The 10,101-nt window shown below is 59.9% G+C and carries 10 protein-coding genes; 5 read left to right on the plus strand and 5 right to left on the minus strand.

Annotated features, from left to right (window positions below):
- Positions 1–76: 76 nt before the first annotated feature.
- Together NCS02_RS28690 and yghU are read right to left on the minus strand one after the other, a co-directional pair.
- Complete coding sequence (locus NCS02_RS28690) at positions 77–1,372, minus strand: glycosyltransferase family 87 protein (RefSeq protein WP_239295316.1); 1,296 nt, start codon at positions 1,370–1,372, stop codon at positions 77–79.
- A 279-nt stretch (positions 1,373–1,651) separates the two neighbouring features.
- A complete protein-coding gene (yghU, locus tag NCS02_RS28695) occupies positions 1,652–2,527 on the minus strand; it encodes a glutathione-dependent disulfide-bond oxidoreductase (protein ID WP_008346404.1) in 876 nt (291 codons plus the stop codon).
- Positions 2,528–2,635: 108 nt separating this feature from the next.
- Between yghU and NCS02_RS28700 the strand changes: the two genes are divergently transcribed.
- Both NCS02_RS28700 and NCS02_RS28705 read left to right on the plus strand, forming a co-directional pair.
- Positions 2,636–3,247, plus strand: a complete 612-nt coding sequence (locus NCS02_RS28700) for a TetR/AcrR family transcriptional regulator (protein ID WP_250458830.1) — start codon at positions 2,636–2,638, stop codon at positions 3,245–3,247.
- Positions 3,248–3,388: 141 nt separating this feature from the next.
- Positions 3,389–3,775 (plus strand): VOC family protein, encoded by a 387-nt coding sequence (locus NCS02_RS28705; protein WP_008346408.1) that lies wholly within the window; start codon positions 3,389–3,391, stop codon positions 3,773–3,775.
- 18 nt (positions 3,776–3,793) lie between these two features.
- On the opposite strand, the gene NCS02_RS28710 is transcribed toward NCS02_RS28705, so the two are convergent.
- On the minus strand, positions 3,794–4,597 hold the full coding sequence (locus tag NCS02_RS28710; RefSeq protein ID WP_250523390.1) for a family 1 encapsulin nanocompartment shell protein: 804 nt from the start codon (positions 4,595–4,597) through the stop codon (positions 3,794–3,796).
- On the minus strand, positions 4,590–5,633 hold the full coding sequence (locus NCS02_RS28715) for a Dyp-type peroxidase (protein ID WP_250523391.1): 1,044 nt from the start codon (positions 5,631–5,633) through the stop codon (positions 4,590–4,592). Before NCS02_RS28715 ends, NCS02_RS28710 begins: the two co-directional genes overlap by 8 nt.
- Before the next feature lie 169 nt (positions 5,634–5,802).
- Between NCS02_RS28715 and NCS02_RS28720 the strand changes: the two genes are divergently transcribed.
- On the plus strand, positions 5,803–6,519 hold the full coding sequence (locus tag NCS02_RS28720) for a haloacid dehalogenase type II (RefSeq protein ID WP_008346414.1): 717 nt from the start codon (positions 5,803–5,805) through the stop codon (positions 6,517–6,519).
- On the opposite strand, the gene NCS02_RS28725 is transcribed toward NCS02_RS28720, so the two are convergent.
- On the minus strand, positions 6,516–7,133 hold the full coding sequence (locus NCS02_RS28725) for an NUDIX hydrolase (protein WP_239295317.1): 618 nt from the start codon (positions 7,131–7,133) through the stop codon (positions 6,516–6,518). The genes NCS02_RS28720 and NCS02_RS28725 overlap by 4 nt on opposite strands.
- A gap of 372 nt (positions 7,134–7,505) precedes the next feature.
- Here NCS02_RS28725 and NCS02_RS28730 point away from each other — a divergent pair, with 372 nt between their 5' ends.
- Both NCS02_RS28730 and aspA read left to right on the plus strand, forming a co-directional pair.
- Positions 7,506–8,141 (plus strand): TetR/AcrR family transcriptional regulator, encoded by a 636-nt coding sequence (locus NCS02_RS28730; RefSeq protein ID WP_008346417.1) that lies wholly within the window; start codon positions 7,506–7,508, stop codon positions 8,139–8,141.
- Between the two features lie 197 nt (positions 8,142–8,338).
- On the plus strand, positions 8,339–9,757 hold the full coding sequence (gene aspA, locus NCS02_RS28735) for an aspartate ammonia-lyase (RefSeq protein ID WP_250482058.1): 1,419 nt from the start codon (positions 8,339–8,341) through the stop codon (positions 9,755–9,757).
- Positions 9,758–10,101 lie beyond the last annotated feature (344 nt).

A 10,101-nucleotide genomic window follows, 5' to 3' on the forward strand; every position in this document is an offset into this window, starting at 1 on the left:
AATCGGGCATCGGACGCGAATACGGCACGTTCGGCATCGAAGCGTTCCTCGAACCGAAGGCACTGCTGGGCGTCCGTCAAGCCCGCGACTCGAGGCCGCCCGATTCCGCGTGCTGATTGCGCCGCACCGCTGTGGCAGGCCCGAAATAACGCGCGATGCAGAGCGCGTAGGTGATCAGCGCCGAGATCGTGTACATCGCGGATCGCTCCATGAAGAACAGCAAGAGCACGGCAATCGCGAGAAGCAGCATCTCGATGCGAGGCGAGATCGCGGACAGTTGCAGATCGCGGCGCTCGATTGCCGTGCCGAGCAGAATCACGAGCGGAATCAGCGCGACGACCATGTGGATCGGCTCAAGGATCGGCGCGGCAAGCAGCATCGTCATGCATGCGAGCGCGTAGTCCATGCGTTTGTCGCGGCTGCGGAAGAAGACGAGGTAACACGCGAACACGCAGATGATCGCGGCGAAGATCGTCGATGTCGCGTGAAGCGTCGCTTCGGATGCGGGCGTGCCGAGCTTTTCGGATATGGTCTGCAATGCGCCGCGCACCGAACTGTTGCCGGGCAAGCCACCCGCACCGAGGATGTACGTCTGCGCTCGCCCGATCTCGACGGTCAGATATTCCCAGATCACGCGAAAGCCGAGCTTGCTCGCGGTGAAGAGCGTGATCGCGATGGCGCAGACGCCCGTCGAGATTACCGTGCGCCATTCGCGTCGCAAGAGAAGCAAGCCGACGATGGCGAGCGGTGTCACCTTGAAGACGACGGCGAACGCGAGAAAGACTCCCGCGAGCCAGCGATTGCCGCGCTCGATCAAGAAGAACGACGTCACGAGAAGAAAGAAAAGAAGCTGGTTCGATTGCGCGAGATAGGCGTCATGCAGAACCGGAAAGCTCAGCATGGTCACGCCGATGAGCAGCGCGGTCACGCGCCTGTCTTCGCCGCGATAGGCCATCTTCGCGAGAAGCACTGCGCCGATGATGGACAGCACGACCGACATCGCGACCCAGGCGAGCTTCGCGGTGAACGACGGCAATAACGCGAACGGCGCAAAGATCAGCGCGAATTGCGGCGGATAACAATAGATCAGGATATCGTCGAGATTGGCGCCGAGCGTCGTCAGATAGGCGACGAGCCGCTCGTTGTTATAGATGAGCGACGGATCGTGCGGCGAATTCAGCACGCTGCTGAAGGCGTAATAGTAGAAATTGAAATCGCTGAAGGCCTTCGGATGATCGGCCGAATAACTCAGCGTGTAGTGATAGATGATGACCATACGAATCGCGAGAAAACCCGCCGCGACCAGCATGAGCAAAGCCGCGATGATCCGGACGTTATCCGCAGATCTGGCGCCAACCCGAGCGTTCAACATGGACGTTCTCCCGTGTGCCGGCTATCACGTTGTAAGGACGCTGTAATGAATCCTTTGGGATTGATCCACTATTCGTCGCATGAAATCGGGCGAGAGAACCGTTAGCGGATCGTATGGCCTACGAATCGTGACAGCATCACAGGGGCCGCGTCAATCTGGTATTTGCGCAGTGCAACGAAGAAACTGCTTTTTGAAAAATGGATGACGCTCGTGCGTTTTTATGCATGCCGCGTGTTGAACAAAAATATCAGATTCTTATCGTCACGCGGCTCGCAGTCGTCACTTCTCCGCGGCGATCTTGTCCTGAGTGCGCGTATCGAAATCGGATCCGTCATGGCGCTCATGCAACTGGCTCGACGGCTCGCCGAAAGTACGGTTCACCATGCGGCCGCGTTTAACGGCCGGACGTACGCCGATCAATTCGGCCCAGCGGCGCACATGCTTGTATTCATGCACGGAAAGGAACTCGGCGGCGTTGTATAGCCAGCCGTTCACGAGACCGCCGTACCACGGAAAGATCGCGATATCCGCAATGGTGTATTCGTCGCCGGCGATATAAGTGCTCTGCGCGAGACGCTTGTCGAGCACGTCGAGTTGACGCTTCACTTCCATGGCGAAGCGATCGATCGGATATTCCATCTTGCTCGGCGCATAAGCATAGAAGTGCCCGAATCCACCGCCCAGATAGGGCGCGCTTCCCATCTGCCAAAAAAGCCACGACAAGCACTCGGCGCGCTTTGCCGGTTCCGTCGGCACGAACGCGCCGAATTTCTCGGCGAGATAAAGCAGGATCGCGCCGGATTCGAAAACGCGCACAGGCGTTGCGCCGCTGCGATCCACGAGCGCCGGAATCTTCGAATTCGGATTGATATCGACGAAGCCGCTGCCGAACTGATCGCCATCGCCGATGCGAATGAGCCACGCATCGTATTCCGCATCGCGATGACCAAGCGCCAGCAACTCTTCGAGCATCACGGTGACTTTCACGCCGTTGGGCGTGGCGAGCGAATAGAGCTGTAACGGATGACGGCCAACGGGCAACGCCTTTTCATGTGTCGGACCGGAGACCGGCCGATTGATATTGGCGAATTGTCCGCCGCTTTCCTTGGTCCAGGTCCATACGGCCGGCGGCACATATTCGTTCGATGCGCTCATGCTTCAAGCTCCTTTGCAATATGAATTCGGACGAGGTTATCAGGTCGTCCGAAAACATGCTTGACCGGGCTTTGTACAATCGGCTCCGCAATCCACGAGAGGAAACGAATGAGCCAGCGTCCATCGCACAAACCGTATCGCCCGCGAAAAGCGCCCGCGCAATCGCGCTCCGAAGCCACGGTGGCATCCATCGTCGAAGCAGCGGCGCAAGTGCTCGAAAGCGAGGGCTTCGAAGGATTCAACACGAACGCGGTCGCGCGTCGCGCGGGCGTCAGCATCGGTTCGCTCTATCAATACTTTCCGGGCAAGGATGCGCTCATCGTCGCGCTGATTCGTCGTGAAAGCGCGCGCTTTTATGAGGATGCATCGGTCGCGCTCACCAAACGTAGCGGCAAGGCGGCGCTCGAATATCTGATCGGCGCGTCCGTGCGTCAGCAACTACAGCGTCCGATGCTCGCGCGTCTGCTCGATATCGCGGAAGGACGGCCGGCATTGCGCGGCGAAGTGGCGAAAGGGGAAATGGACGCGCTGGTCGAGACGATCGTCGGTCGTGCCGCACCACGTTATCCGAATCCGGAAGTGGCGGCGGCCGATCTGCTCGCCATCGTCAAAGGCATGGTCGATGCCGCGGGCGAACGCGGCGAGCGCGATCTCGACGACCTCGAACGCCGCGTTCGGGCCGCTGTTTTCGGCTATCTGTCGAGAAGCGGCGGCGCGTAAATGCGAGCAATGGAAGCGACGCGACTGTGCAAGCCGCATCGCTGCGGGCTTTCGGCGGCTGTTCGCAATGCGAGTAGTCGAATGTGAGCTTTTGCTTATATTCTGAAGTCTCTATCAACCGAGTAGAGACCGAGCCAAAACATGAAGCTCAATCACCTCAGTTTCCCTTCCGCCGACACACCCGCGACCGCTCGATTCTTCGAGCAGTATCTCGGCTTCACGATATCCGGAACGTGGGACCAGTCGTACATACTCAAGCGTCCCGGTTTCGATGTCGTGATCGATCACGCGCGCGACGATGCACCGGAATGGCCGCGCGCGTTTCATGTCGGCTTCGAATTGCCGAGCCTCGATGATGTGCGCGATCTATACGAACGCTTCAAGTCGGAAGGCGTGGAGATGGAGACGGACATCTTCAACAACGGGCGCGGCTCGCGCTTCTTCTGCCGCGCCCCGGGCGGCGTGATGTTCGAAATGAATACGCGCTCCGATGCCGCGCCCGAGTATCAGGGCACATTCGACAACTGAAGCGATTGCGACGAAACGCTATTCGCCCGCCGCGATGGACACGGACGCTTCGCTCGTCAGCATCAGGAACGTGAGCGTTTCGCGCAGATAGAGCTGCACGGTCGTGTCGGTATGACTCGTATAGCCGATCGACAAGTCCTGGCCGAGATGCAGCTCGTAATCGCCGCCACGCGTCAAGAGCACACAGCCGCCCTGAAGCGCGGGCGCCCACACGAGATCGCCGCTCACGATGCGCTTGATGTGCTGAATGACCGGATAGCCCTGATCGCTCGCTTCGGCGAGCGCGGTATAAGCATCCGCGCCGAGCAGCACGGAATAGGGTCCGTCTACGCCGGCAAGGCGCAGCTTCTCGAGCGCCTGACTGATCGCGGCGGGATAATCGGCGACGTCCGCGGGGAGATACGTCGGCGCATTGGAGCTGCCCTCGCGGATGCCGGTGATGCCGGCGGCCGCGAAGCCGTCGAAGATCGCGCTGTCTTCCGCGAGCGCCAGTTCGTTCGCGGCGGTCTTCGCGGGTTGCCAGTCGCTATCGTTGGAGCCGCGTTCGACGCTGTCGATCGCTTCGCGCTGCAACGTGAACGGCACGGTGAGTTGCACGAGTTGCTTCACGTCGTATAACTTCGCCGCGACGCCTTGCTTCGGTGAAGCGATGTTCGTCTGATGCCCCGTACCGATGCCCGATAGCGCCGTGCCGCCGGGACTCTTCACGTCGACGACGCGGCGGCCCGCGAGCGCGCGCTTGAACGTGCGCGCGACTTCGGCTTCGATCTGCGACCATGCGGCGCCGGAGATCGGCGCGAGCTCTCGATGCAAGTTATTCATCTTGTGAAGTTCCTTTGAGTGAGCCGATGTTCAATGTTCCTGCGCGGCTATCTTCAGGCGCGTTATCGCTGGCGGAAGAAGTCGCGGCATCCGGGTTGCGGTCGGGAAGTTCGTCGAGCAGATCGTTGGACGGCACGAAGAACAGGCCGCCCGTCACCGCGCGGCTGTAATCGAGCAGGCGGTCGTAATTGCCCGGCGGCCTGCCGACGAACATGTTCTCGAGCATCTGTTCGATCGGCGCGGGCGTGCGCGCATAGCCGATGAAATACGTGCCGAACTCCTTCGCTCCCGGACGTCCGAACGCCATGTTATGCCGAAGGATCTTCACTTCCTTGCCGTTCTCTTCGATCGTCGTGAGCGAGCTATGCGAGCACGACGGCTTGATCGAATCGTCCAGTTCGACATCGGATAACTTTTCACGTCCGATGATCAGTTCCTGTTGCTCGACGGTGAGGCCATTCCACGCATCCAGGTTATGCAGATACTTCTGCACGATCACATAACTGCCGCCGGCGAAATCGGGATCTTCTTCATCGATGATCGTGTAATGCGCGGCGCTCTTTCCTGTCGGGTTCTCGGTACCATCGACGAAGCCCACCATGTCGCGCAGATCGAAGTAGCGAAAGCCATGCACTTCATCGACGACCGTCACTGCATCGCCGAGCTTGTTGAGCATCTGCGCGGCGAACTCGAAACAAAGGTCCATGTGATCCGCGCGGATATGCATGAGGATGTCGCCGGGCGTCGCGATCGCGCGGCGCTCGCCCGAGCCGAACTCGCGAAACGGATGCAGCGACGCGGGGCGCGGCGCGCCGAAGAGCATGTCCCACGCATCGGCGCTGAAGCCGCATACGCAGGACAAATTCGCGGTCGGCGCGCGCGTGCCGACCGCGCGGACCAGCGCCGCGATGTCGCCGCACCATGAGCGCACGACATCGGCCTTGCCTTCGCCGCGCGCCACGGTGGCGACGATGAAGATCGCGCTTCGGGAAATAGGATCACAGACGGCTTGTGGTTCGGGTGTGTTGTTTGGCATCTGAAAAGATAACCTGAAGTTTCATAGGATCATAAGCTGGCGTATCACTGCTGCGAACCGACGATACACCAAGTTCATGTGATCAATACCCGAAATCGCACGGTTATGTAACATCACGGAGCGCCAAACTTCGTGACCCAATCATCTTCATCGACCGACAGGAGCGACTGTGAAACTGACTGACTTCGATACGCTGACCTTCGACTGCTACGGCACGCTGATCGACTGGGAAACCGGTATCTTCGAAGCGCTGCGTCCGCTGCTGGATCGCGTTCAGCCCGCGCTGACTCGCGATCAGGTGCTCGAGGCCCATGCGCGTCACGAGTCGTCGCAACAGAAGTACACGCCGGGCAAGCGCTATCAGGAGTTACTGGCTATCGTGTACAAGCGGCTCGCGGAAGAGTGGGGCGTTTCTTTCACTCAGGAAGATTGCATGGTCTATGGCCGCTCGATTCGCGACTGGCCCGCATTCCCCGATTCCGCCGATGCCCTTCGATATCTGAAGCAGCATTACAAGCTCGTGATTCTGTCGAATGTCGACAATGAGAGCTTTGCCCATAGCAATGCAAGGCTACAGGTGGAGTTCGACGCAATCATTACGGCGGAAGATATCGGATCTTATAAGCCTTCGCCGCGCAATTTCGAATACATGCTGGAAAAGCTGGGCGAGCGCGGAATCCGCAAGGAAAAGATCCTGCATACGGCCGAAAGCCTTTTCCACGATCACAAGCCTGCGAATGGTTTTGGCCTTGCATCGTGCTGGATTTATCGCCGTCATTCGCAGCCCGGCTTCGGCGCGACGATGGACCCGGGCGTTCAGCCGAAGATCGACTTCCGCTTCAACAGCATGGCCGATCTGGTCGAAGCCCATCAGAATTCGCTTTAGTCGAAGTCGACTTCGCCGCCGCGTCGCAGCGCGTCCAGACGCCGGATCTGCGCGGGCATGATGCGGCCCAGCGACAGCGGCGGAAGGTCGTCGAGACTGAAGAACTCGACGGCATCGGTTTCCACGCCGATCACATTGCCGGTTCCCACGATCTCGCCGAGAAAGACGAGCTTCCAGATGTGAAAGACCGACGGCGGATGCGGGTGCTTCGCCGTATCCCACGCGGCCAGCAGCCGCACGATGTCGACCGTATAGCCGCTTTCCTCACGCACTTCCTTCGCGGCATTCTCCGCAGGCGACAGGCCGACATCCGCCCAGCCGCCGGGAAGCGACCACAATCCATCGGCTGCTTCGCGCACGAGCAGGATGTGCCCGGACTCGTTGAACACGGCGCATCTGACGTCGAGCTTCGGGTTCGCATAACCCGACTCGAATGCGAAAAGCTCCGCCACTTCGCCCGCTTTCATCGATGCGATCTCGGCAAGCTGTTCATGCGCGATCGTCGCTATTTCTTCGTAGCGTTCCTTGTCGAATGCGCCGTTCGTATAGTGCAGTCCCGTTTGTGCGAGGGCCAACAGGCGTCGCGCTTGTTCGAGTCGTCGATTCGAGGACATGTTCATTCCTGCGTTTCCATGTATGACTGTGCGGTCGTGAGCAGCGGGTGCTCTAAGGTTCGAAAGAGCGGTGAGTTTTGCTTGCGCCTCGTCGCAAAATCGATGCATGCGACGCTTTACCGCAAGCATCTTGCGCCGGACCGTTTTCTGCATTACGGCGCAGGGAGGCGGCCGCCTGCCGCGGCGAGAGTCAAGCTGGACTGACGGTTTCCTATGGTTTCTCATCGATTCGACGATATCGCTAGCGTTTCATTTTTTCGTCGTCAAGGCGGCAAGATTACTTATACTCGGATCTATGCTCTGGCCCATTACGGTCGGCATAATGTCATCTATCAAAATGACAATCGTAATTCGATCCGTAGCCGCAAAGATATGAGCGAACAACGAACAAAACGAGACCCCGAGGGGACGCGGCGGCGCATTCTGGAGGCCGCCACGGAGCAATTCACGAAGTTCGGCCTCGCGGGCGCGAGAGTCGACGCCATCGCCACGGCCGCGGGCACGAACGAGCGCATGCTCTACTACTACTTCGCGAGCAAGGAAGGGCTCTACGTCGCCGTGCTCGAAGCGATGTACATGCAGTTTTCGCAACGCGAGCAAGGCCTCAATCTGTCCGGCCTGCAACCAGCGGAAGCGGTCCGCGAACTGGCTCATTCGATCTGGACGCATCTGCGGGAAAACCCTCAGTGGCTGAGTCTCATCAACAACGAGAATCTGCACGAAGGCCGTTATCTGGAGCGTTCGAGCCATTTGCGCGAGACCATTTCGCCAGTGGTCGATCTGCTGCGCGCGACGCTCGAACGTGGCGCCGCCGCCGGACACTTTCGTCAGGGCGTCGATCCGCTCGATTTTTACGTGACGCTCGTCGGCATGGGCTATTACATCGTGTCGAACCGCTTCACCATCGACATGTTCACCGGCCGCAATTACGCCGAGCCCGAACGTCAGCACGCGATCGCGGAGATGCATCTCGACATGTTGCTCACCTACCTGCGTCCAACCAACTGACCAACGCGGGTCTGGACGTCATGCAAAAGTTGCATAGCCGTATGCGACAGTAGCATTCACGTTTTTTCTGCCTTCCCTAAGATTCCAACCTGACACAAGAAAGCGGCGCATCGACTTCGATGCGCCTGCCATTCCCGAGCGCGCGCGCCGGTTATGACCGATCGTTCGTGCGTCATCCCAAGTCAGGACGGAAATTCATGCTCGCGCCCATCGAACGTATCGAACACGATCTGCTCGGCGATCTCGCCGTGCCCGCCAACGCGTACTACGGCGTGCACACGCTGCGCGCGCTGCAGAACTTTCCGATCACCGGCATCGCCATTTCCGCTTACCCTAATCTCGTCGATGCACTGGCGAGCGTGAAGGAGGCGGCCGCGCTCGCCAACCACGAACTCGGCGTGCTGAGCGAAGTGAAAATGCAGGCCATCGTGCACGCATGCAGGCAAGTGCGCTCGGGCACGGCGCGCGAGCATTTCGTCGTCGATGTGATTCAGGGCGGCGCGGGCACGTCGACGAACATGAACGCGAACGAAGTCATCGCCAATCTCGCGCTCGAACATCTCGGGCATCGACGCGGCGAATACGGCGTGTTGCACCCGAACGAGGACGTGAACCTCGGCCAGAGCACCAACGACGTCTATCCGACCGCACTGAAGATCGCCACGTACGCGGGCATCATGCAACTGATCGAGGCGATGGGCGTGCTGCGCGCATCGTTCGAACGCAAGGCGCTCGAGTTCCGCGACGATCTGAAAATGGGCCGCACGCAGCTTCAGGACGCGGTGCCGATGACGCTCGGCCAGGAGTTCAGCACCTTCGCCGTGATGCTCGGCGAGGACGAAGCGCGCTTGAAGGAAGCGGCGAAACTGATCTGCGAAATCAATCTCGGCGCCACCGCGATCGGCACGGGCATCAACACGCATCCGCGCTACGCGCAGCTCGCGTGCAGGCATTTGAGCGACGTGACCGGCATCGCGCTGACGACATCGCCGAATCTCGTCGAAGCGACGCAGGACGTCGGCGCATTCGTGCAGCTTTCCGGTGTGCTGAAGCGCGTCGCGGTCAAGCTCTCGAAGACCTGCAACGATCTTCGTCTGCTGTCGAGCGGACCGCGCGCGGGACTCGGCGAAATCAACCTGCCGCCGGTGCAGGCCGGGTCGAGCATCATGCCGGGCAAGGTGAATCCGGTGATTCCGGAAGTTGTCAATCAGATCGCGTTCGAAGTCATCGGCAACGATGTGACCGTGAGCTTCGCCGCCGAGGCGGGCCAGCTTCAGCTCAATGCGTTCGAGCCGATCATCGCGCACAGTCTCTTCAAGAGCATCGCGCATTTGCGCGCGGGATGCCTCACGCTCGCGTCGAAATGCGTCGACGGCATCAGCGCGAATCGCGACCGCTTGCGCGCGATCCTCGAAAGCTCGATCGGCATCGTGACGGCGCTCAATCCGTATATCGGCTACACGCATTCGACGGAAGTCGCGAAGGAAGCGCTCGTGTCCGGCAAGAGCGTGGCGCAGATCGTCATCGAAAAAGGGCTGTTGAGCCCGTTGCAACTCGACGAAATCCTGCAGCCCGCGATGCTGACGCAGCCGCGCGGCATCGCGTCGGCGGCTTGAGAAGCCGTTTCGCGCCAGCCGGAGTAGACTGTTTTTGCGGTGTGCCTGCCGCGAAAGGAGGTTGCGATGAGATTCGCCGATATGTTCAAGCGCCCGAAACGCGGCGCGACGGCTGCTCCCGGGGACGCGGAGCCTCACCACGAGGAACACGCGAAATCGGTGCAGAAAGAGGCGCGCAAGCTGTGGGACGTCATTGGCCGAAATCGCCATAAGAGCGCGAAGTGGCACTAGCGAAGTGGCGTAGGAAGCGGGCCCCGGCCCCAAACTCCCCGGCCCCGTCTCTTATAAACAAAAACCAGCCCACCACACCATCGGAACAATCCCCTCCTCCCACTTCTTCTTTT

Origin of the sequence: Caballeronia sp. NCF2 (genome assembly GCF_023631205.1) — a bacterium.
Classification (GTDB): Bacteria; Pseudomonadota; Gammaproteobacteria; order Burkholderiales; family Burkholderiaceae; genus Caballeronia; species Caballeronia zhejiangensis.